This is a genomic window from Rhodopseudomonas telluris, assembly GCF_042432815.1.
GTDB lineage: Bacteria > Pseudomonadota > Alphaproteobacteria > Rhizobiales > Xanthobacteraceae > Rhodopseudomonas > Rhodopseudomonas telluris.
This window is the reverse complement of record NZ_JBHLWM010000008.1, coordinates 263939-285761: the sequence shown is the minus strand read 5'-3', so window position 1 is coordinate 285761 and position 21823 is coordinate 263939. Positions and strand designations below refer to the sequence as shown.

Here is a 21823-nt window from a genome sequence, read left to right as displayed (position 1 = left end):
GCTGTCGATTTTGCTTCGCTTTCGTGCGGTTCGGCAGGTGCCAGCTACGACACGCCATAGCCGACCGGCGCGACCTGCCCGAGAATCCGCTCGCGCAGGATGGTCTTGAGAACCCGCCAGCCGTCCGGGAGAGCACGCAGGTTGCTGAGGCCGCTGATGCGCGGGGCCTCGAAGCTCGCCACTTCGACGATCTTCAGCCGGTTCTTCAGGGCACGCACGTTGATCAGTGTCTCGATCTCGAACCCGTCGCAGTCGCATTTCAGGGTGTCGACGTGACGCGTCCAGAACGCCATGTAGCCGTAGCAAAGGTCTGAGAAGGCGCATCCGTACAGCAGCCGCACGGTTGTCGTCAGGCCCCAGTTGCCGAGCATGCGGATGAGAGACATGTCGTCGGTCCCCGCGCCCTGCAGGAAGCGGGAGCCCTTGACCATGTCGGCGCCGGCCATCAACCCGCCCACGAACAGGATGGCCTCGTCGGGATCCATCGAGCCGTCGGCGTCGAGCATCACGATGATATCGCCGGTCGCCGCACGAAAGCCGGCTTGTAGCGCGGCTCCCTTTCCGCGCCGCGGCTCCATGACGATCTTGACGTCGGAGCGAAGCTTGCGGGCGACGGCAACCGTGTCGTCGGTCGATCGGCCATCGATGATCACCACCTCGTGAGCCCATGCCGGAATCCGAGGCAAGAGATGCGGCAGGTTCAAAGCCTCGTTGAGCGTCGGAACGATGAAGCTGACTCGTGGAAGCGACAGTGTCGGCGGCAAACCATATTCGACTGACGAGAAGCTGGGCGTCCGAGCGGATTCGGCAAGAGCAGACTCGGCAATCGGGACGGACTCGGCAATTGGATGGGGTACCGGAGCGTTCATGGGAGCGTTTCTCCTGGCCAAATTCGGCTGCCTGGAGGTTCATCGAAGCCCGATGATGTTGGAAGCGCTATGGGTGGGTAGTCCCTTAGCATTAGACCGACGCTGTCAGGACGCGGAACGAAGAGAGGCAGACGCGGTACCCAATGGCCGATCCCACGGAGTAATCACAATGCACCGCGCCGACTACCCCGGAGGTAACCTCAGTGGGACCTTCACTATCGGCGCGTCGAGGCACAAGGTCGTTGGGTCACCGCCGAGATCGAACAGCGACGGCGGCCACGCACCCGGCTGCAAGCTGCCAGGAAGGTCCCGATGCCGCAGACGTCGATTTCAAGTCATCCCGCCCGTCGGTTGCGCCAGCCCCCGCTCCGCGTGATCACCGGTGGCGACACCGAGCGGGCCGACGCCGTCGAAGTACGGATTGAGCCGCTCGGGGACTCTGCAGCGACCGAAGCCGGGTGGCGGGATCTGCAAGCGCGCGCCGCTCCCTCCTTCTTCACGTCGTGGCTATGGATCGGAACATGGCTGGCGCACTTGCCGAAGAACGTCACGCCGCATCTGATCACCGCCATGATGTCCGGCCGGGTCGTCGGGATGGCCATCGTCTGTCGCCGCAAGACATGGCGTCTTGGGGTTCGTCCCCGCGCACGATGGTTTCTCCACGAGACCGGTGACGCCCGCTTCGACCGGCTCGCCATCGAATATAACGGCATTCTAGTCGACCGCTCGGCGGGCGAGGCCATCACCATCGAGTGCCTCGATCGTGCGGTCCGCCATCTTGGCCGGCTCGATCAGTTGGTGCTGTCGGGTATCACCACCGATCTTGACGCCGCCACATGCCGCGTCGCGGCGAACGCCGGGCTACGCGCCGAGGCGACCAACGTCGACACCGCGCATTGGGTGGATTTCGGCGAGATCCGCCGCGCCAACAAAGATTATCGCGCCTCGCTCGGCCGCAACACCCGCCAGGCGGTCAGCCGAACGTTACGTCTTTATGAGGAACGCGGGCCGGTGGAGCACCGCATCATGGAGACGGTCCCGGAGGCGCTGGCCGCCTTCGCCGAGTTCGCCGAGCTTCACAACGCGCGCTGGGGCCGCAAGGGCGCTTTCGCTAATCCAGTCTTCCGCCCTTTTCACGAGGACTTGATCGCCCGCGGCGTTCCCACCGGTGCGGTGCGGATTTCGCGCACCACGGTCGGCGGCCACACCATCGGTGTGCTTTATAACTTCGTGCATGACGGCGAGGTCCTGCACTACCAAAGCGGCTTTCTGTACGAAGAGGACGCCAAGCTGAAGCCGGGCCTGCTCAGCCACGTTCTGGCGATCGAGGACAGCTTCGCGCGCGGCGAGCGCGGCTACGACTTCATGGCGGGATCGGCCGCTCACAAAACGCGCTTGGCCAACGCCCAGCGCACGTTGAAACGCGTCGTGGTCGGGCGCGACACGATCGAGCACCGCATCGAAGCGATGGTCCGTCAGGGAAAGCGCGCTCTGGCCGAGTTCCGGAACGCCGCCGAGTGAGCGGCACCTGATCGGATCTCGGAAAAGGCCGAAGACTCGGGATGAGCGGAGGGGCGCTCCGCAGCTGCGGCCGCTGGCAGCGGTACGTAGGAAATTGTTACTTCGTCCGAGTCGGCGATCCGACCGAACAGGTCGACCACCTCTATGCCGTCGCGGTGATTATAGGTGTGGCAACCGTACGGCCCCGCCACGATGCGACCGACCGGAGTCTGCACGAAATCCAAGGCGTCGAGCGCGTCGATCCGACAAAATGTCAATCCGGCTCCGTAGCCACGCGCACAATCCTGGACTGGACGGAGCGTCTGCCCATGGCGCCGGATGAAGTCGCCGGCCGGACGGCTCAGGGTGGCGTCGATCAACGTTAGTCTCGCGCCGTGCGGCTTCCAAACACCGTTCAAGCTGTCAGCGTGATAGATGTTCAGGACGTCCCACGATGACGACCGCCACAGCCGCTGGGCAGCAAAAAACCAGATACCGGAGCCGTCTGGCAGCGGAGTGACATCGTAGTTCTCACTCCCGCTGGCCAGGTCGGCCTCCCGCTTCCATCGGTAAGGAAATGACTCCGCACGGTACAGCGTGACCTTCCCCGACTCGCCAGCTTCGGGGATCATCCAGATCTGCCCGGCTTGCTCGAACACCATCGGATACGACAGATGATGCGGTTCCTCGAGCACGATTTCGACGGGTCCGGCAACGCCCCGCCCGTCCATCGGCACCACGGCGATGCAGCCCTTGTTCTTGGAATGCAGGTACTGTTCGACGAAGATGAAGTCGCGTCCACCGTACCGAAACGGAAATGGGTCGGCGAGGTAGCTGCCCACGCCGCCCGTGAGAACGCGGAATGCGGCCTCGCCCCGATCGAGTAAGCTCACGCCCCGGCTATCGAGCCGCCAGCCGATGCGCCACTCCTTGCTTCCCTTCGCCAGGATGCCCAGCAGGCGTATTGCCTTGGCCGCAACGGCGCCGCTGGCCGCCGCGAGAGCGCCGGCGGTTCCGAAACGCGGATGGGCGAGTACTGGTGCTGCGGCAGGTTCGGCCGCAGTGCCGCACTTTTCGGAGATGGCCTTGAGGATCAGCGCCACGGCGCACGACAAGACGGCGTCGAGCGTGGCGGCAAACACCTCTCGATCCGGGCTCGCAGGCCGGGCCGTCCACGGCCGTTGCGGGCGCGCCGTATCGTGAAGTTCGATCGAGAGACCACAGCCCCCGCTCAAGGCGGCCATGACGCCGATCTCGCCGGGGATGCCATTGAACATCGGCGTAAGAACGCGGCGTCCGGCGGGCGGCGCTTCGTCGCCGGCGAGATCGACCACCACGTCCGGGACGTCGTCCCGTTCCGGCGCGAGCACGATGACGGCCGGGTCCGCCCGCTCCATGGCGCCTTTCCGATCCAGCCGGTAGATCATCCGTTCAAGATCGAGCAGCAACGAAACGCCAAGCGGGATCGGGCGCGATTTTGCTGCAAATTTGCGTGATACCTTTTGACCCGGCACGGCAACGAGGGCATCCGCCAGCCATGAATGCCAACGGAAGAGTCGCGATCGATCAAGATTGAGGCATATGTGCATTCGCCAACGGCGCCTGTTCGGTCTGCCCTGATACTGAAATAGAAACTATGGCAGTCCAAACGATCTAAAGAGGATGCTCGGATGCTGATCACCCTCCTCCGACGGATTATCCGTCGGCCGGGGCCGCATCTGAGCCGCGTCGTAACGCCGCCATAAACGCAAGTTGACACAGGCGAGGGAACGCCGCGCTGCTTCCTTGTCGTTCCGCTGACATGCGTGATGTCAATATCAACTTTGCCAGCCCCGATAGGTCCTCCCACGATAGAAGATCAATTTGCGCCCGGAGGAGCGCTATCTTCTGCCTAGGCGGAAATACCCGCAGTGGCGACGAAGTCCCTTGCCCGAACGCAGCGCCGGCAAATCGGCAATCTCCATCGGGGGTACCCCCTCTGGGCGGCTGGCATTGCGGGCTCCGCCGTAGTCAGCTTTCGTCTATGAACGGAAACCGGGGTCGGACAACGCACGGACTGCGGGGCGCCGGAATGGCCGTCTTCGCGATCGCGCTGCTCTGCGCGGCCTGGAGCTCGTCTACCGACACCGCTCGCGCCTCGACGAATTTCGTGAAGACCTCCGGCACCGCCTTCATGCTCGATGGCAGACCCTTCTACGTCACCGGCGTCAACAACCACTATCTGACATTTGGATCCAGGCGGGAGGTTCTTAGCGTCCTCGACGACGCCGTGGCTCTGGGAGCCAACGTGGTTCGGACGTTTCTCCAACCGGTGATCGGATCGCTCGATGGTAGCCGCGCAACCATCTGGGCGTGGCGATCCAGCTCCGATGCCAGCAACCTCGGCGTCGGAGGAACCTACCTGCTGTATTGGGATCACGTCGCCGGTGCCATGGCGATCAACGACGGTCCCGACGGCATGGCGAAAGTGGATTTTCTGCTGGCCGAATCCGCCAAGCGCAATCTCAAACTCATCATCGCCTTCCTCGATTTCTGGGACTACACGGGCGGCTCGCAGCAGATGCGGGCCTGGTACGGCAGCACTGACAAGGCGGGATTTTTTTTCGACGATCCGCGCCCGAAGGCCGACTACCGGCGCTGGGTTGCGCACGTCGTGGGACGGGTCAATTCGCTGACCGGAATGACCTATCGTGACGACCCGACGATTATGGCCTGGGAGCTGATGAACGAGGGCAACGCCGTCCCGGAAACGCTGCGTCTGGCTTGGTCCGCCGAGATGTCGGCTTACGTGAAATCGCTCGACCCCAATCATCTTGTTGGATCAGGGCATGCCGGTGCGATCGACCGGATGTCCGACCTTGCCGTGCAGAGTCTCGACTTCGGCACTTGGCACGGCTATCCGCTCTACTACAAGCTGTCGGTCCGCCAGTTCGACCGCACCATCAGCGAATTCTGCGAAGTCGGCGCGCGCGCCGGCAAGCCGGTGCTGCTGGAAGAATTCGGCTACGCCCGATCCAACCCGGACGCTGCAGACGCCTACGCCCTTTGGCTCGACACATTGAGCCGCGGTCCGGACTGTGCCGGATGGGTGGTGTGGCGACTGGTCTCTCGCCAAGACAGCGGCAATTATCCGACCGATCTTCACGACCAGTTCGACGTCCGCAACGACGGCAGCCCGATCTGGGAGGCGCTGAGGACCGCAGCCGCCCGGAAACGCTCAACCGCGAGCGACGACCACCCCCCCTCAACCACCCGAGAGGCCCGATGACCGAAACGATCGATGCTTCCGTCGTGATTTGCGCACACACTCTTGACCGTTGGGACGACCTGACCAGGGCCGTCGCGTCGGTCCGCGCTCAGCAGCCGCCGGCACGGGAGCTCATCGTCGTCATCGACAACAACGAGCACCTGCGCGAGCGCGCAGCGCGTGAGATCGACGGCGTGACCATATTGGCCAATGAAGGGCCCGCCGGCCTGTCGGGCGCGCGGATGACAGGCGCAGCGCACGCAACCGGGACCGTCATCGCCTTCCTCGATGACGACGCCGTCACCGAGCCCGGCTGGCTGGCCGCGCTGCTGGATGCCTATCTCGATCCGGCCGTGATCGGGGCCGGAGGTCCGGTGGAGCCGCTCTGGCGGGCGCCGCGGCCGGCATGGTTTCCCGACGAATTTCTATGGGTAGTCGGCTGCACCTACGCCGGCATGCACATCCAGCAGGGACGCATCCGCAACCCCGTCGGCGCCAACATGTCGGTACGGGCCGACGTCCTACGCCGCGCTGGCGGCTTCACCTCGGACCTCGGACGCCGCAAGCTCGGTTTCTCGGTGAGCGGCAAAGCCCGCATCGGCGGCAAGGCCGAAAGCTGCGAAGAGACCGAATTCAGCATCCGAACCGCGCGGCTCAATCCCGGCTGCCACTGGGCCTACAGGCGCGGAGCGCAGGTCCGGCACTGCGTTCCGGCCCAGCGGACCACATGGAAATACTTCGTTCAGCGCTGCCTCGTCGAAGGTACCGCCAAGGCGGTACTAACACGGTTGACCGGCCACGCAGACGGCCTCGGCGCTGAGAACCGCTATGTCCGTGAGGTCCTGCCGCGCGCCGTGGCCCGCAATCTCGTCGCAGCGCTGCGCGGCGAGCCCGGCGCTCTCGGACGAGCCGGCGCGATCGTGGCTGGCTTTACACTTACCGCCTTCGCCTACGCCAGGACCCGTCTCGGCGGAGTGGCGCCCGCTCAGAGCCAGGGCACGACCGTCCGCGTCGGTCCGGCCGGCTAACTAAAATGGGACGTCCCATGATCTTGCTGACCGGAGGCGCAGGCTATATCGGCTCTCACGTGGCGGTCGCTTTGTTGGATGCAGGACTGGATGTGGTGGTCCTCGACAATTTATCCCACAGCAATTCTGCCTCGCTAGAGCGAGTTCAGTCGATTTGCGGCAGGCCGGTCCACTTCCGACAGGCCGACATCCGCGACGAAGAGGCGGTCTACGACGTCCTGACGACCTACGGCGTGACCGCGGTCATCCACCTCGCCGGGCTCAAGGCGGTCGGCGAATCCAACGAGCAGCCGCTGAGCTACTACGACAACAACGTGATCGGGTCGATGCGCCTGCTCTCGGCGATGCAGCGGTCCGGGGTCAGGACCATCGTCTTCAGCTCTTCCGCCACGGTCTACGGCGCCCCCTCCTACCTGCCACTCGACGAGTCGCATTCGCTGGCGCCGACCAACCCGTACGGACGCACCAAACTCTTCGTTGAGGAAATTCTGCGGGACGTGCATGCCGCCGGCGGCGACTGGCGGATCTGCATCCTGCGCTACTTCAATCCTGTCGGTGCCCACGAGAGCGGATTGATCGGAGAGGATCCGCTCGGGGTCCCGAACAACCTGATGCCGTTCGTCGCCCAGGTGGCCGTCGGCAGACGCGACAAGCTCACGGTGTGGGGCAGCGATTATCCGACGCCTGACGGCACCGGCGTGCGCGACTTCATCCACGTCTGTGACCTGGCCGAGGGCCATCTCGGAGCGCTCAGGCAACTGAGCGAGCCAGGGATTCTGACCCTCAACCTCGGCACCGGCGAAGGCAGCAGTGTGCTGCAGGTCATCCGGACCTTCGAGGCGGTCAGCGGCTGCCGCGTCCCCTACGAAATCGGTGAGCGCCGCACCGGCGACGTCGCCGTCTGCTACGCCGATCCGTCTCTGGCGAAATCCGTCATGGGCTGGACGTCCACCCGCTCACTTCTGCAGATGTGCGCCGACCACTGTCGCTGGCAATCCATGAATCCAGCAGGCTACGCGGGCGCCTGAGGCCGCGTACTGCCTGCGCGGGAGGAAGCCGCGGACGATCCTGAAGCTGACAGTCTGCAACTCATCAAGCCGGACATCGCCCGGGAGGGCGCCAGGCTCTCAGCGTGGGCGCGGAACGCCCGCCGACATATCCGTTGCGAAATTCATCGCAGGACGATCCCAGCGCTGCCTCTGTTTTCCGATGCTCTCGACCGCGAGTTTCTGCGCGATCGCAGTCAGATGGTTGAAAGGTTGCGATCAACGATCCTGCGCAAGTGCGTCGCGACGCCGCTACGGTGATCCGCGTGAGCCGGGACGACCTGAAGCGATAGGTCCCGGTCCCGACGCCGGGCGAACACATGACTATCCATCGGCAAGGATCGCGGCGGCGCCAATCAGAACGGGTGCTCTTCAGGCGATCGACGAACTGGTCGAGATCACGACCTCAGCGCACCGACGACGTGAGAGCGGCCTTCCGATCGAGCGCCCATATCGCGGCCTGCGTTCGATTGGAAACCTGGATCTTCCGAAGGATCGACTTCATATGAACCTTGACGGTGGCCTCCGTGATCCCGCATTCGCGGGCGATCTGCTTGTTCGAAAACCCCCTGACCAGTCCGTCCAGGATCATCTCTTCCCTGCCAGACAGCGTCGGGAATTGAGGCGATTGAACGGTCGTTTGATCATTTGATCCGACAGGATCAAATCCGACGGCGAATTCTTCTCTTTGTTCGGCGCCGTTGTCCGCCACCTCTTCCGTGATACCCGTCGCCGACGATAACCCGCTACTCGGCTTCATCGAGTGCAACTGCTCGGCTTGCCGTTCGCCTTGCGCTTCCCTTTGCGCTGAGATGCTCTTGGAAGGCTCGTCGTGCATCAAGATGCGCGCGCCGCCCAAAACGATGAGCTTCAACGTTCGGATCAACAATTCGCGAGACACGCGAAGCGGAATGCAACCGTCGATCGACGCTTGACCAAGTTTCTGAAGTTGCCGGGGTGGCAACTGATCGAACAGAAGGACAATCTTGCAAGTCGGCCATTGCTGGCGAATTTCGGCCGAGTCCTTCAGCGCACGCTCGGCGCTTTGGATGCAGATCAACACGAGCTCTGGATCGTGGTTCGCGAACCTGTTCTGCCCGGCATCTTCCATCGAACCAAATGTGGCGACCACATTAAACAGAAATTCCTCGATGAGATACGATATGCCCGCTCGCAGAAGCTTGTGAGGCCCGACGATGACAGTTGAAATCGACCTTGTCTGCATGAAGATGGACCCCCGCCCGAAGATACGTCGATCGTGAGACAGCCTCCCACACCGTTTCCAGCCGGCGATGCCCGGAGGCGCATTGAACGCGCCGCCATGAGCGTAAGAACAAACATACAACCACCAGGGCACAATGACGAGATCTTCCGATCGTTAGTTCGTCAAATCGTGAGGCGTTTCAGCATCGCGACATGGCAACGATCGAACACCATCCCAAACAACGCCTGACACCTCCGCTTTGGCATGCTTCCGATCGACAAAATCAATGCGCTCGCCGGTGTCGATCAGCTCTCGACGGTTTCAATGTCGTCGATGAGACCCCTTTCCGACAACAGAACCATTTGAATCGCGACTAAAAACATCACCCTCACCGAAGAAAGGACTCTCCAGACGCACTGAGCTATCCTTCCCCCACCCCGATGAATCGAGGGGCTGGTTGATATAAAAGTCACTCCGTCGATGCCGCGCACTGTTCCCGACACCCGGCAGGCTCTCGTCGAGAGTAAAAATTCGAACATTGTCGCCGACGACGAACTCAATCGATCTCATCAACAGGTCATGGGACACGTGAAGTGAAACGCAGCCATCGATCGGCGAACTACAAAGGCGGCACATTTCGTCAGATGACAGTTCGTCGAACAGAAAGAACACCTTTCCACCGGGATAAGCGGCGGACATGATTTCTGCAGTCACCAGGGCGTTTTCGACACTCTGGCCACTCAATATAGTCAGATCAACGTCCTTGGAGGTTCGATGGAGATCGTCGATTTTGTGAATAGACGCAAAGGCCCCGACAATATTGAACGAGTAGGGCTGCAGCAGTGAGGACAACACGTCCCGAATGAGACTTTGAGGATCGACGATAACCGTATTGAGGGCTTTTTGCGGCATGGTACGCTCCGCTCACTATCTTGGTTAAAATCCAGCTACTGAAACTACGGCTTCGATCTTGCATTGAGTAAGATACGTTGTCACTAGGAATGAGAACCATAATTTAACTATTTCGTTACGCTGTTGGGGACAGCCGGATGAATTCCGGCGAATTGCCTGACCGCCCTGTAGCCGTTCGCCGTCGGCGCCACCTGCCGCTGTTAGTAGCCGGATTGATGCACGTCGTGCTTACCTACGATTTGAGTGACACCTGTCACGAAAATCATCGCGTAGCGCAACGATTGACCGATTGCTGCCGTCCTCTGTTCCTCTTCAGCAGAGGGGCGTTCTCGTCGATCCAGTTGGTGACTTAGATGTCAACTTTTTCCGCTGAGACGAAGAACCGGTGGCCACGCTAAGGCGGGGCGCTGACCACCGTAGCAGTTCATAGATTGCGCGAGATGACGATCCGCTGGACGTCGCTGGTACCTTCGTAGATCTGGCAGACACGAACGTCGCGATAGATCCGCTCGACCGGAAAGTCCTTCAAGTAACCGTAGCCGCCGAGCGTCTGGATCGCCGACGAGCACACCGCCTCGGCGGTCTCGGAAGCGAACAGCTTGGCCATCGAGGCTTCGGTCAGGCATGGCAGTCCGGCCTCGCGCAGGCTGGCAGCATGCAGCACCATCTCGCGAGCGGCGGCGATGCGGGTGGCCATGTCGGCGAGCCGGAACGCCACCGCCTGGTGCTCGATGATCGGCTTGCCGAACGTCACGCGGTCGCGCGCGTAGTCGCGGGCCGCCTCGAAGGCGGCACGCGCCATGCCGACCGCCTGCGACGCGATGCCGATCCGGCCGCCTTCCAAATTTGACAGCGCGATCTTGAGCCCCTCGCCTTCGGCACCGAGCCGGAGATCGGCCGGAATGCGCATATCGTTGAAGGCGAGCTGGCAGGTGTCGGACGAATGCTGGCCGAGTTTGTGCTCGACCCGCACGACCTCGTAGCCGGGCGTGTCGGTCGGCACGATGAAGGCTGTAATGCCTTTCTTGCCGGCGTCCGGATCGGTGACGGCGAACAGAATGATCAGCTGGCCATTCTGTCCCGAGGTGATGAACTGCTTGGCCCCGTTGATGACGTAGTGATCGCCGTCTCGGCGCGCGGTGGTGCGTAAATTGGAGGCATCCGAGCCGGCCTGCGGCTCGGTGAGCGCAAAGCCGCCGATCCATTCGCCGCTCGCAAGCTTGGGCAGGAAGCGCTGCTTCTGCTCGTCGGTGCCGAACTTCAGGATCGGCATGCAGCCGACGGAGGAATGCACGCTGACGATGGTCGAGCAGGCACCGTCGCCGGCCGCAATCTCTTCCAGCGCGAGCGTGTATGCCACCATGCCGGTCTCGGAGCCGCCATAGGCTTCCGGCACCAGCATGCCGAGAAAGCCCAGCTGGCCCATCTCGGTCAGCTCGGCGCGCGGAAAGGCATGCGCGGCGTCGCGCGCTGCCGCGGTGGGGGCGAGCCGCTCGCGGGCGAAGTCGCGCGCGGTGTCGCGGATCTGGGTCTGCAACTCGTTGAGGATCATGACGCCCTCACCTCACGACAGCCGCTCGACCGCGACGGCTGTGGCCTCGCCGCCGCCGATGCACAGCGAGGCGATACCGCGCTTGAGGTCGTACTTCTCCAGCGCCGCCAGCAGCGTCACCAGCACGCGGGCGCCGGAAGCGCCGATCGGATGGCCGAGCGCGCAGGCGCCGCCGTGGACGTTGACCTTGTCGTGCGGCAGGCCGAGATCGTGCATCGCCGCCAGCGCCACCACCGCGAACGCCTCGTTGACTTCGAACAGGTCAACGTCGGCAAGCTTCCAGCCGGTACGCTCGCTCAACGTCCGGATCGCGCCGATCGGCGCGGTGGCGAACAGCGCCGGTTCATGCGCGTGGGTGGAATGCCCGACGATCGCGGCCAGCGGCTTCAGGCCACGCTTGTCGGCTTCGGAACGGCGCATCAGCACAAGCGCCGCGGCACCATCGGAGATCGACGACGAGTTCGCCGCCGTGACCGTACCGCCCTCGCGGAACGCCGGCTTCAACGTCGGGATCTTGTCGAGCTTAGCCTTCAGCGGCTGCTCGTCGGTGGTGACGGTGATGTCCGACTTGCCGGCCTTCAGCGTCACCGGCGTGATTTCGCCCGCGAACGAGCCGTCCTTGATGGCGGCCTGGGCGCGGGTCAACGAGGTGATGGCGAAGTTATCCTGGGCTTCGCGGGTGAACTGATAGCTCTGCGCACAGTCCTCGGCGAAGGTGCCCATCAGCCGGCCCTTGTCGTAGGCGTCTTCGAGTCCGTCGAGGAACATGTGATCGATCACCCGGCCGTGGCCCATGCGATAGCCGCCGCGGGCGCGGTCGAGCAGATACGGCGCGTTGGTCATGCTCTCCATGCCGCCTGCGACCGCGACGGTCGCACTGCCGGCGATCAGCAGATCATGCGCCAGCATCGCCGCCTTCATGCCGGAGCCACACATCTTGTTGATGGTCGTGCAGCCCGCCGAGAGCGGCAGGCCGGCGCCGAGCGAGGCCTGCCGCGCCGGGGCCTGTCCCTGCCCTGCCGGCAGGACACAGCCGAACACGACTTCGTCGATCGCATCTGGCTTCAAGCCGGCACGCTCGACCGCGGCCGAAATCGCAGCCGCGCCGAGCTGGGATGCGGTGGCATCCTTCAACTCACCCTGAAAGCCGCCCATCGGGGTGCGGGCTGAGCCGACGATAACAATAGGATCGTGGGTCATGGGAGTTCTCCCTGCATCTTGGTTTGTTTGATCGCGATGTGAAACGAGCGACGCTTGGTTAGTGTCTCAGGCTGCGGACGATGAAGCCCCCTGCGCCTCGCGCACCAGATCGGCATCGCGCTTACGCAGGATGAAGCGCTGCAGCTTGCCGCTCGGTGTCTTCGGCAGCTGCTCCAGGAACTCGATCTCGCGCGGATAGGCGTGCGCGGAGAGCCGCTTCTTGACATATTGGCGCAACTCCTCGGCCAGCGCCTCAGTTGGCGTCACGTCCTTGGCGAGCACCACATAGGCTTTCACGATCTCGGTGCGCTCGGGATCAGGCTTGCCGATCACCGCCGCCTCGATCACCGCGGCGTGCTCGATCAGCGCGCTTTCGACATCGAACGGACCGATCCGATAGCCCGACGAGGTAATGACGTCGTCGGCGCGACCGACGAAACTGATCGACCCGTCGGGTTCGAGCTCCACGGTGTCGCCGGTGCGGTAGTAACCACCTTCGATCGCCGGGGTCTCCTGCTGCCAGTAACCGGAGAACCACATCAGCGGCGAGCGCGCCAGATCCACGCTGAGGACGCCCGGAACATTGGGTGGCAGCTCCTTGCTCTGCTCGTCGAGCACCGCGACGCGGAAGCCCGGCATCGCGAGCCCCGCAGAGCCCGGATGCACGGTGTGGCGTAGCCGGTGATGATTATTGACCACCATGCCGAGTTCGGTCTGCCCGTAGTGATCGTGGATCGGCGTGGCGAGGTGCTCGGCGAACCAGCGGATCACTTCCGGATTGAGCGGCTCACCGGCACTGCTGACCACGCGAAGCTGTCCGTTCACAGGTGCTGCTGCCTCCGGCCCCGCTGCGATCAGCAACCGATACGCCGTCGGGGCGCCGGCCAGGTTGGTGATGCCGCGGCGCTTGATCAGGCCGTAAGTGCTCTCGGCCGTGAAGGGGCCATCGTAGAAGGTGGTGGCATGGCCGAGCAGCAGCGGACCAGTCACCGCGTAGTACAGGCCATAGGCCCAACCCGGATCGGCGATGTTCCAGAAGATATCGCCGGCGCGCAGGTCGACCGCATCGCGCATGTACGAATAGAACGCCGGCAGCGCGTTGATCGGCACCGGCACGCCCTTCGGCAGGCCGGTGGTGCCGGAGGTCGACATCATCAGGAACAGGTCCGTGCCCTTGCGCAGCACCGGCTCGAACGAGGTCGATTGAGCCGCGAGTTCGGCGTGGAGATCCAGATCGCCGAGCGGCGCGCTCTCGCCGGGCCGGGTCACGATCGCCACGGTCGGGCAATCGGCGACGTCGGCGAGCTTGGCGCGGTTGGCGAGATCGGTGACGACCAGCTTGGCGCCGCTCATTTTCAAGCGATGCTCTATTGCCTTGGGACCGAACGCAGTGAACAGCGGCTGATACACCGCGCCGGCCCGCCAGGTGCCGAGGATCAGCGCCAGCAGTTCGGGCGTCCGCGGTAACATGCCGGCGACCACGTCGCCCGGCTTCACGCCCTGCGCGACCAACAGATTGGCGACCCGCGCGGCGTAGTCTTTCATCTGGGCGAAGCTGAAGGAGGCCGTGCGGCCGTCCTGGCTCTCCCAATCGAGCGCTATGCCGCCGCCCGCCGCATGACGGTCGCAGCATTCGACGCAGACGTTGATGCCGGTCGCGAAGTCGCCGTCGAACAGCGCTTCAAGATCCTCGCGGCGAAACCGCGCAAGGGCATCGGCATAATCTTCGGTGGCAGCCGGGCGCTGGTCGTTGCTCATGACGTTTCTTCCCTTGTTTTCTCTTTGCCCTCGCCGCGCACGAGGATCTGACGCGAGTGGACTCGTGGTTGCGGATTAAGCTGCGCAGCCCTGTGGCTTTCCAGGACCAAACTGACCTAGAAATGTGATCGGTTTTGCCACTTTTGCGGAGGATGACGAATGGAGCGGCGGACGATTTCGCCTCTGTTCGTTGAGGAGGTCGCCGATTGTCTCCGGCGCGCGGGCATCCCTCCCGGACCGATCTTCGCAGCCGCCGGGCTGCCTGAGGTGGTGCGCGAGCGTGTCTCGGCTGCCCAGTTCGGCGCGCTATGGCTCGCCGTCGCGGCCGCGATGGACGACGAATTCTTCGGCCTCGGCGGTCGACCGATGCGCCCGGGCTCGTTCACGCTGCTGTGCCACGCGGTGCTCAATGCCGACACGCTGCAACAGGCCCTGAACCGTGCACTGCGCTTCCTGAAGGTGGCTTTGGACGATCCGGCCGGTGAGCTGCGGATCGAGGGCGAACTCGCCCGCATCGTGTTGCGCGATAAGACCGCGCCGCGCTCGGCCTTCGCCTATCGCACCTTCTGGATCGTGGTGCACGGCGTCGCCTGCTGGCTGGTCGGCCGGCGGCTGCCGCTGCGCCGGGTCGATTTCGCCTGCGGCCCGCCTGCGGTCGCGGCCGATTATCGCTCGTTCTTCGGCGCGCCGGTGCGGTTCGGCCAGCCGGAAAGCGCGCTGGTGTTCGACGCGCGGTTTCTGGCGCTGCGCACCAACCGCACCGAGCGGGCGCTGAAAGAGTTTCTGCGCCGGGCACCCGCAAACATTCTGGTGCGCTACCGCCATGATGCGACGTTGACGGCCGCGATCCGCACCACGCTGCGCGCAAAACCGCCCACGGCATGGCCGAACTTCGAGACGCTGGCCAAGCAGATGAAGATCCCCGCTTCGACGCTGCGCCGCCGGCTGCGCGCCGAAGGGCAGACCTACCAGACCATCAAGGATGAGATCCGCCGCGCGCTCGCCATCCGCTGGCTCGCGGAGAACCAGAAGCCGGTGGGCGACATCGCCGCCGACCTCGGCTTCGCCGAACCCAGCGCCTTTCACCGCGCCTTCAAGAAGTGGATGGCGCGCAGCCCAGGGGCTTTTCGCCGCGAGTCCGTGGCTGGTTCGTCCTAGCGGTTCGCCAATGGCAGATCGACGCGCCTCGGTCCGCCCGAAAAAAGAGGGTAGCGATCGGAAGCTCAGGATATGCCGCCCGCTTCTTTTTACCCGGATATAATTGACGCGACACTTGGGCCGGCTTACCAACTCCGCGCGCAGCTCGGCGGCTGGGGGCGACTGAAAGCAGTGTCGCTTGTCACCGACGCCCGGCGCTCACCTTGAAGGAGTGTCGCCATGCCCCTCGCGAAGGCCAATGGCATCGAACTGGCCTGGGATGCGGTCGGCAATCCCGGCGACGAGGTCATCCTGCTCATCGCCGGGCTGGGAACGCAAATGATCCGCTGGACGAGGACCTTCTGCGAAGGCCTTGCCGCCCAAGGGTACCGCGTCATCCGCTTCGACAATCGGGACGCCGGATGCTCGACGCATCTCGACGCCGCGGCACCGCCGGACTTTGGATCGCTCGCAGCTGCGCTGATGGCCGGGCGGAGACCCGATGTGGCCTACACGTTGGACGACATGGCAATGGATGCGGTCGGCCTGCTCGACGCGCTCGGCATCGCGCGGGCTCATGTCGTCGGACGATCGATGGGCGGGATGATCGCGCAGATCCTGGCGAGCGAGCACGCCGACCGGGTTCTTTCCCTCACCTCGATCATGTCGAGTACCGGCAACCCCGCCCTGCCCCAGGCGGCACCGGACATCATGGCGTTGATGATGCGTCCTGCACCTGATCCATCTGTCGACCCCGACGGCTTCCTGGCGATCCGTCTCGCCTTCGCGCGCCGGATCGCCGGAACGGTCGCACCGTTCGACGAGGACGGCCATCGCGCCGTTCTGCTGGAAGAGGCGACGCGTGGACACGATTCTGATGGCCAGTCACGCCAGATCGCCGCGATGGCTGTGGCAGGCGATCGCCGCCCTCAGTTGAAGAGGATCACCGCGCCGACGCTGGTCATTCACGGCACCGATGACCCGCTGATCCCTGAAAGCTGCGGCCGCGACACGGCGATTTCGATCCCGGACGCAACCTACATGCCGATCTCGGGCATGGGCCATGACTTGCCGAAACAACTCGACCGACGCGCGATCGACGCGATCTGCGTGGTGGCGCGCGCGGGATCGCGTCTTGCTCTGCGCTAATACCGCACGCAGATGTCGCGTGCGTTCAAAGCAAGACGTTGGCCTAGCCGTTTCCGTTCGGCTCTCATCCCAGCTACGCCGTCATCGCGTCCGGCGCGGCGACGGCCTGTGGACCGGCGAACAGGCTCCGTCCCGGAATCGCGTCCAGCAAGGCGCGGGTGTAGGCGTGCTGCGGCGAGGTGAACACCGATTGGGTATCACCCTGCTCGACGATCTCGCCGCTGCGCATCACCACGATGCGGTCGGCGATTTCCGCAGCGACGCGCAGATCGTGGGTGATGAACAGCATCGCGAGATTCATCTCCTCGCGCAGTTCGGCCAGCAGATCGAGAATCTGAGCCTGCACCGACACGTCGAGCGCCGACACCGCCTCGTCCGCCACCAGCACCATCGGCTTCAGCGCCAGCGCACGCGCGATGCAGATGCGCTGACGCTGGCCGCCGGAGAACTCGTGCGGATAGCGCTCGGCCGCGCTGGCCTCCAGGCCCACGCGCGCCAGCAGGCGCTTCGCGTCGGCCATCGCCTCCGCCGGCGGAGCGCCATAGGCCATCGGCCCGCGGGCGATCGCATCGCCAACCTTCTGCCGCGGATCGAGCGCCGCGAACGGATCCTGGAACACGATCTGCACCTTGCGGCGCATCGCCCGCAATTGGCTGCCGCGGAGCTGAAGGAAATCCGCACCTGCAAACTCGATCGCGCCGGTATCGGGCTCGATCAGTCGCATGATGATGCGGCCGAGCGTCGATTTGCCGGAGCCGGACTCGCCGACCACCGCGACCGTCTCGCGCGGCCGCAGGCTGAGCGCGACGTCGCGCACCGCGACCGTCGTACGATCGGGCCGGAACAGGCCCTGCCCGGTGACGAAGGTCTTGTTCAGCCCGTGCGCGTCGAGCAGCGGCTCGCCGTCGATCTTGCGATCGACCTCCGATGCAGGTCGCGAGCCCGGCACGGCGGCGATCAGCGCCTTGGTGTAGTCGTCCTTCGGGCGCCGCAGAACTTCGTCGACGCTGCCCTGCTCGACCACGCGGCCGTTACGCATCACCACGACCCGGTCGGCGATGTCGGCGACCACGCCGAAATCGTGGGTGATGAACAACACGCCCATGCCGCGCTCGGCCTGCAGGCGGCGGATCAACGCCAGGATCTGCTTCTGGGTCGTGACGTCGAGCGCGGTGGTCGGCTCGTCGGCGAGCAACAGCGCCGGATTGTTGGCCATCGCCATCGCGATCATCACGCGCTGACGCTGTCCGCCGGAGAGCTGGAACGGATAGCTGCGCACCAGCGTCGCCGGGTCCGGCAGGCCGACCGCTCCGATCAGTTCCAGCACCCGCGCATCCAGCTCGGCGCGGCTGGGGCGCGGCGCAGCGTGCACCAGGATCGCCTCGGCGATCTGCTGGCCGACCCGCGCCAGCGGATTGAGCGCGCTGAGCGGCTCCTGGAAGATCATCGAGATCGCCCCGCCACGTAGGCCGCGCATGGTGTCTTCGTCGGCGTGGGCGAGATCCTGACCACGAAACCGGATCGTGCCGGTGCCGATCTCGAGACTCGGCGGCAGCAGGCCGAGCACCGCATGCGCGGTGATCGATTTGCCCGAACCGGATTCACCGACCAGGCAGACGATCTCGTTGCGGCCCACGCTCAACGACACATCCGAGACGGCGTGGCTACGATCGCCTCCCTGCGGCAGCTCGACCGACAAACCCTCGACGGACAGCAGGATATCGTCGCTCATGCGTTGCGCACCTTTCGCGCAATGCGCGGGTTCAGCGTGTCGTTGAGGCCCTCGCCGACGAGATTGATCGCCAGCACGGTGAGCAGGATGGCGACGCCGGGAAACACGCTCATCCACCACGCCTGCCGGATCACCGTGCGCGACGCACCGATCATCAGGCCCCATGACATCAGATTGGGATCGCCGAGCCCCATGAAGCTCAGCGCGCTCTCGATCAGGATCGCGGTCGCGATGGTCAGCGAACCGGTGACGATGATCGGCGAAATCGCGTTGGGCAGGATGTGGCGTAGCGCCACCATCAGCGGCGCCTGGCCCTGGCAGACCGCCGCCTGCACGAACTCGCGGCCGCGCAGTCGCATGAACTCGGCTCGCGTCAGCCGCGCCAATGGCGGCCAGCTCACGGCACCGATCGAGATGATGACGTTGGTCAGCGTCGGTCCGATCGTCGCGACCAGCAGGATGGCAAGTATGAAGCCCGGAATGGTTTGGAACAGCTCCGTGATCCGCATCATCAGATCATCGACCTTGCCACCGAAATAGCCGGCGATCGCGCCGATCGTCACGCCGATGCACAGCGCGGCGAGCGTCGATGCGACGCCGATCGTCAGCGAGACCCGCGCACCGTAGGCAATGCCGGCGGCGACGTTACGCCCGAGCATGTCCGAGCCGAGCGGCAGACCTTCGCTGGCCGGCGGCTGGAACGGCGCCGCGACCATCTCCCACGGATCGTCCGGAAACAGCGTCGGCGCGCAGATCGCGAGGATCACCACGGCCAGCAGAATGATCAGCCCGATCATGCCGGTCGGGTGACGCAGGAACGTCTTCAGCCTGTCCATTCCCAACCTCCCTCAGGACGCCGCACGCAGCGACACGCGCGGATCGACGATCCGATAAATCGTGTCGGTGACGAAGTTCAGCAGAATGACGATCACCGACATCACCAGGAAGATGCCGAGCATCAGCGGGTAGTCGCGCTGCAACACGGCATCGAAGGTCAGCCGGCCGAGGCCCGGCCACGCAAACACGGTTTCGATCACCACTGAACCGCCGACCAGCGTGCCGGCCTGCATGCCGGCAACGGTGACGACCGGCAGCACGGCGTTGCGCAGCATGTGGCGCATGATGATCTGACCGCGCTTCAGCCCCTTGGCCCGCGCCGTCTTGATGAAGTCCTGATGCGCGACGTCGATGATGGCGGACCGCATCAGCCGCGCATAGATCGCCATCAGCACGGCGCCCAGCGACACAACCGGCAGCACCATATGGGCCGCGATGTCCCGCATGCGTTCGAACGGCGTCATCGGCACGCCGATGCTGACGTAACCGAACGCCGGCAGCCAATCGAGCTTCACCGAGAACAGCAGCACCAGCATGAGGCCGAGCCAGAACACCGGCATCGCGTAGAGCAGCAGCGACACGATCGTCAGGGCGGTGTCCGACCATTTGCCGGCGCGCACGCCGGCCAGAGTGCCGAGCGAGACGCCGGCCGCGAGGGACAGCAGGAACGCGCTGCAGGTCAGCAGCAGCGTTGCCGGCAGGCGCTCGGCGATCAGCGACAGCACGCTGCGCTGCTGCCGATAGGAATAGCCGAGATCGAGCGTCACGATCCGCTTCAGATAGATCGCGAGCTGCACCGGGTAAGGCTTGTCGAGGCCGTACTCGGCGCGGAGCTGATTCAGCATCTGCTCATCGGCCGATCCGCTCTGCCCGGCCATCACCTGCGCCGGATCTCCGGGCGCCGCATGCACCAGCACAAAGTTGAAGGTGGCGATCACCAGGACCACCGCGACAAACCGCATTAACCACTGGGCGATCGCAATCGCGACCGCCACGCCGCGGTTCCCGGCGATGGACAGCGCCAGCGCCCTCATCCGAACGAAACCGTCCCGAAGGTGTCGTGCACGCCAATTGCTGTGGTGATCACGTTCTTCAGTCGCTTGTCCATGAAGTTCGGATAGTCGATCTCGAGCAGCCAGGCGACCGGCACCTCTTCGACCATGATCTTCTGCAACGCGCTGTAGTGCTCCTGTCGCTTGTCGTCGGACGTCGCGACCGCGGCCTCCTCGAACAGCCGGTCGACTTCCGGATTGGAGTAGCCGCAGGTGTTGGAGAACAGGATTCCCTTGCGAATATTGGAGGAAACATAGCTCCGCGACACGCCGAGCGCCGGATCGCCGAACTGATAGACCGTGGTCGTGGTCATCGAGAAGTCCCAGTTACTGAACTTATCGGCCCAGCCGGCGACGTCGATTCCCTGCAACTGCAGATCGATACCGACGCGGGCGAGCGACTGCCGCAGGAACTCGGCGGTCCGCTGATGGGTTTCGCCATACGGCGGCACCAGGAACGGAATCGTCACGCGCTTGCCGTCGGGGCCCGGCTTCAGCCCCATCTCATCGAGCAACGCCTTCGCCTTGTCGGGCGAGAAGTCGTATTTCTTGACGTCCTTTTCGTAGAACTTGGTCTTCGACGAAACCGGGCCAGTCGCGACCTTGCCGAGGCCGAAATAGATCCGGTTCAACAGCGCCTTGCGGTCGATTGCATACATCACGGCCTGCCGGAACCGCTTGTCGTTCATCGGCGCGATGCGGTTGTTGATCTCCAGCCAGGTATGCGGCGCGAAGAATTCGTAGCCCTTCGTGGTCATCGTGAGGTTCGGCAACTTCGAGAGCCGCGGCACCTCGAACAGCTCGACGTCGGTCCACTGCGTGAGCTGAACGGTCCCCTGCTCGAGCGCCACCGAACGCGACGCAGAGTCCGGAATGACCCGATAGATGATCTCGTCGAGATACGGCTCGCCCGGACGATAATAGCCTTCGTGCTTCACGAGGTGGACGTGCGAGCCGCGCACCCACTCCTTCAGCTTGAACGGGCCGGAGCCGATCGCCTTCGCATTGGCCGGGTTCTTGCGATAGTCGGTGCCGTCGTAGATGTGCTTCGGCACGATCGGCGCCGTGGTGCAATCGAAGGCCGTCAGGAACGGCGCGAAAGGCGTCTTCAGCTTGAACACCACGGTGAGCGGGTCCGGCGCCTCGGCCTTCTCAATACGCGAGAAGGTGTTGCGCGCCCGCGCATGGTTTTCCATCAGGATCTTCGTGATCGAAAACACCACGTCTTCCGAGGTCAGCGGCGTGCCGTCGTGGAAGGTGATGTTGGGGAACAGCTTGAAGGTGTAGGTGAGCTTGTCCGGCGACACGTCCCACGACTGCGCGAGGCCCGGCAGCGGCTTGAGGTCGAAATCGTAGCGCAGCAGGCTCTCGTAGATCTTGCCGCCGAGCGTCAGCGTCGGCTGCTGCTGGTTCAGTGCAGTCACCAGGATCGGCGGCTCAGGCTGAATGATGGTATTGAGCGTGCCACCCTTGGTCTGCCCCGCCGCCCGCGTGATCCCCAGCGGGATGCCGCCGATGCCGAGCGCGCCGGCCATCAGGCCCAATTTGGCGAATTCACGTCTGTTCATGCCATCCCCCGCGTTACAAGAAGTTGAAACTG

17 protein-coding genes are annotated in these 21823 nt (G+C 64.2%); 6 read left to right on the top strand and 11 right to left on the bottom strand.

Annotation, left to right across the window (positions count from 1 at the left end):
• Nucleotides 1-44: 44 nt before the first annotated feature.
• The gene (locus ACFFJ6_RS18945) at nt 45-869 is read right to left on the bottom strand and encodes a glycosyltransferase family 2 protein (protein WP_378390680.1); all 825 of its coding nucleotides are present in this window, start codon (nt 867-869) and stop codon (nt 45-47) included.
• Nucleotides 870-1181: 312 nt separating this feature from the next.
• Between ACFFJ6_RS18945 and ACFFJ6_RS18940 the strand changes: the two genes are divergently transcribed.
• Entirely contained in the window at nt 1182-2390 is a 1209-nt protein-coding gene (locus ACFFJ6_RS18940; RefSeq protein WP_378390678.1) for a GNAT family N-acetyltransferase, read from the top strand.
• Here ACFFJ6_RS18940 and ACFFJ6_RS18935 read toward each other — a convergent pair.
• The gene (locus ACFFJ6_RS18935; protein WP_378390676.1) at nt 2345-3817 is read right to left on the bottom strand and encodes a glucosamine inositolphosphorylceramide transferase family protein; all 1473 of its coding nucleotides are present in this window, start codon (nt 3815-3817) and stop codon (nt 2345-2347) included. The two genes, ACFFJ6_RS18940 and ACFFJ6_RS18935, sit on opposite strands and share 46 nt — an antisense overlap.
• 623 nt (nt 3818-4440) lie before the next feature.
• On the opposite strand from ACFFJ6_RS18935, the gene ACFFJ6_RS18930 reads away from it, so the two are divergent.
• Genes ACFFJ6_RS18930 through galE form a run of 3 tightly spaced genes read left to right on the top strand, consistent with a single transcriptional unit; the run spans nt 4441 to nt 7672 of the window.
• The gene (locus tag ACFFJ6_RS18930) at nt 4441-5637 is read left to right on the top strand and encodes a glycoside hydrolase 5 family protein (protein WP_378390674.1); all 1197 of its coding nucleotides are present in this window, start codon (nt 4441-4443) and stop codon (nt 5635-5637) included.
• Nucleotides 5634-6644 (top strand): glycosyltransferase family 2 protein, encoded by a 1011-nt coding sequence (locus tag ACFFJ6_RS18925; protein WP_378390672.1) that lies wholly within the window; start codon nt 5634-5636, stop codon nt 6642-6644. Before ACFFJ6_RS18930 ends, ACFFJ6_RS18925 begins: the two co-directional genes overlap by 4 nt.
• A 17-nt stretch (nt 6645-6661) precedes the next feature.
• The gene (gene galE / locus ACFFJ6_RS18920; RefSeq protein ID WP_378390670.1) at nt 6662-7672 is read left to right on the top strand and encodes a UDP-glucose 4-epimerase GalE; all 1011 of its coding nucleotides are present in this window, start codon (nt 6662-6664) and stop codon (nt 7670-7672) included.
• Nucleotides 7673-8096: 424 nt separating this feature from the next.
• On the opposite strand, the gene ACFFJ6_RS18915 is transcribed toward galE, so the two are convergent.
• From ACFFJ6_RS18915 to ACFFJ6_RS18895, 5 genes are all read right to left on the bottom strand, one after another.
• Nucleotides 8097-8915: a LuxR C-terminal-related transcriptional regulator gene (locus tag ACFFJ6_RS18915; RefSeq protein ID WP_378390668.1), complete on the bottom strand. Its 819-nt coding sequence runs from the start codon at nt 8913-8915 to the stop codon at nt 8097-8099.
• Between the two features lie 300 nt (nt 8916-9215).
• Nucleotides 9216-9806: a hypothetical protein gene (locus ACFFJ6_RS18910; protein ID WP_378390666.1), complete on the bottom strand. Its 591-nt coding sequence runs from the start codon at nt 9804-9806 to the stop codon at nt 9216-9218.
• Nucleotides 9807-10230: 424 nt separating this feature from the next.
• Nucleotides 10231-11358, bottom strand: a complete 1128-nt coding sequence (locus ACFFJ6_RS18905; protein ID WP_378390664.1) for an acyl-CoA dehydrogenase family protein — start codon at nt 11356-11358, stop codon at nt 10231-10233.
• Nucleotides 11359-11370: 12 nt separating this feature from the next.
• Entirely contained in the window at nt 11371-12558 is a 1188-nt protein-coding gene (locus ACFFJ6_RS18900) for an acetyl-CoA C-acetyltransferase (protein WP_378390662.1), read from the bottom strand.
• Nucleotides 12559-12624: 66 nt separating this feature from the next.
• The gene (locus tag ACFFJ6_RS18895; protein ID WP_378390660.1) at nt 12625-14316 is read right to left on the bottom strand and encodes an acyl-CoA synthetase; all 1692 of its coding nucleotides are present in this window, start codon (nt 14314-14316) and stop codon (nt 12625-12627) included.
• A gap of 159 nt (nt 14317-14475) precedes the next feature.
• Between ACFFJ6_RS18895 and ACFFJ6_RS18890 the strand changes: the two genes are divergently transcribed.
• Together ACFFJ6_RS18890 and ACFFJ6_RS18885 are read left to right on the top strand one after the other, a co-directional pair.
• On the top strand, nt 14476-15474 hold the full coding sequence (locus ACFFJ6_RS18890; protein WP_378390658.1) for an AraC family transcriptional regulator: 999 nt from the start codon (nt 14476-14478) through the stop codon (nt 15472-15474).
• Nucleotides 15475-15693: 219 nt separating this feature from the next.
• A complete protein-coding gene (locus tag ACFFJ6_RS18885) occupies nt 15694-16602 on the top strand; it encodes an alpha/beta fold hydrolase (RefSeq protein ID WP_378390656.1) in 909 nt (302 codons plus the stop codon).
• A gap of 73 nt (nt 16603-16675) precedes the next feature.
• On the opposite strand, the gene ACFFJ6_RS18880 is transcribed toward ACFFJ6_RS18885, so the two are convergent.
• Genes ACFFJ6_RS18880 through ACFFJ6_RS18865 form a run of 4 tightly spaced genes read right to left on the bottom strand, consistent with a single transcriptional unit; the run spans nt 16676 to nt 21791 of the window.
• The gene (locus ACFFJ6_RS18880) at nt 16676-18334 is read right to left on the bottom strand and encodes an ABC transporter ATP-binding protein (protein ID WP_378390654.1); all 1659 of its coding nucleotides are present in this window, start codon (nt 18332-18334) and stop codon (nt 16676-16678) included.
• Complete coding sequence (locus ACFFJ6_RS18875) at nt 18331-19170, bottom strand: ABC transporter permease (RefSeq protein WP_378390652.1); 840 nt, start codon at nt 19168-19170, stop codon at nt 18331-18333. Before ACFFJ6_RS18875 ends, ACFFJ6_RS18880 begins: the two co-directional genes overlap by 4 nt.
• A 12-nt stretch (nt 19171-19182) precedes the next feature.
• Nucleotides 19183-20205: an ABC transporter permease gene (locus ACFFJ6_RS18870; protein ID WP_378390650.1), complete on the bottom strand. Its 1023-nt coding sequence runs from the start codon at nt 20203-20205 to the stop codon at nt 19183-19185.
• Nucleotides 20202-21791 carry an ABC transporter substrate-binding protein gene (locus ACFFJ6_RS18865; protein WP_378390648.1) on the bottom strand — a complete coding sequence of 530 codons (1590 nt, stop codon included), beginning with the start codon at nt 21789-21791 and terminating at the stop codon, nt 20202-20204. Before ACFFJ6_RS18865 ends, ACFFJ6_RS18870 begins: the two co-directional genes overlap by 4 nt.
• Nucleotides 21792-21823: the final 32 nt, after the last annotated feature.

Bases quoted from the DNA above. Each gene is read 5' to 3' on its own strand.
- ACFFJ6_RS18905 (WP_378390664.1), bottom strand. From the start codon at position 11,358: ATGATCCTCAACGAGTTGCAGACCCAGATCCGCGACACCGCGCGCGAC.
- ACFFJ6_RS18875 (WP_378390652.1), bottom strand. From the start codon at position 19,170: ATGGACAGGCTGAAGACGTTCCTGCGTCACCCGACCGGCATGATCGGG.
- ACFFJ6_RS18870 (WP_378390650.1), bottom strand. From the start codon at position 20,205: ATGAGGGCGCTGGCGCTGTCCATCGCCGGGAACCGCGGCGTGGCGGTC.
- ACFFJ6_RS18895 (WP_378390660.1), bottom strand. From the start codon at position 14,316: ATGAGCAACGACCAGCGCCCGGCTGCCACCGAAGATTATGCCGATGCC.
- ACFFJ6_RS18900 (WP_378390662.1), bottom strand. From the start codon at position 12,558: ATGACCCACGATCCTATTGTTATCGTCGGCTCAGCCCGCACCCCGATG.
- ACFFJ6_RS18930 (WP_378390674.1), top strand. From the start codon at position 4,441: ATGGCCGTCTTCGCGATCGCGCTGCTCTGCGCGGCCTGGAGCTCGTCT.
- ACFFJ6_RS18880 (WP_378390654.1), bottom strand. From the start codon at position 18,334: ATGAGCGACGATATCCTGCTGTCCGTCGAGGGTTTGTCGGTCGAGCTG.
- ACFFJ6_RS18945 (WP_378390680.1), bottom strand. From the start codon at position 869: ATGAACGCTCCGGTACCCCATCCAATTGCCGAGTCCGTCCCGATTGCC.
- ACFFJ6_RS18910 (WP_378390666.1), bottom strand. From the start codon at position 9,806: ATGCCGCAAAAAGCCCTCAATACGGTTATCGTCGATCCTCAAAGTCTC.
- ACFFJ6_RS18925 (WP_378390672.1), top strand. From the start codon at position 5,634: ATGACCGAAACGATCGATGCTTCCGTCGTGATTTGCGCACACACTCTT.
- galE (WP_378390670.1), top strand. From the start codon at position 6,662: ATGATCTTGCTGACCGGAGGCGCAGGCTATATCGGCTCTCACGTGGCG.
- ACFFJ6_RS18940 (WP_378390678.1), top strand. From the start codon at position 1,182: ATGCCGCAGACGTCGATTTCAAGTCATCCCGCCCGTCGGTTGCGCCAG.
- ACFFJ6_RS18915 (WP_378390668.1), bottom strand. From the start codon at position 8,915: ATGCAGACAAGGTCGATTTCAACTGTCATCGTCGGGCCTCACAAGCTT.
- ACFFJ6_RS18865 (WP_378390648.1), bottom strand. From the start codon at position 21,791: ATGAACAGACGTGAATTCGCCAAATTGGGCCTGATGGCCGGCGCGCTC.
- ACFFJ6_RS18890 (WP_378390658.1), top strand. From the start codon at position 14,476: ATGGAGCGGCGGACGATTTCGCCTCTGTTCGTTGAGGAGGTCGCCGAT.
- ACFFJ6_RS18885 (WP_378390656.1), top strand. From the start codon at position 15,694: ATGCCCCTCGCGAAGGCCAATGGCATCGAACTGGCCTGGGATGCGGTC.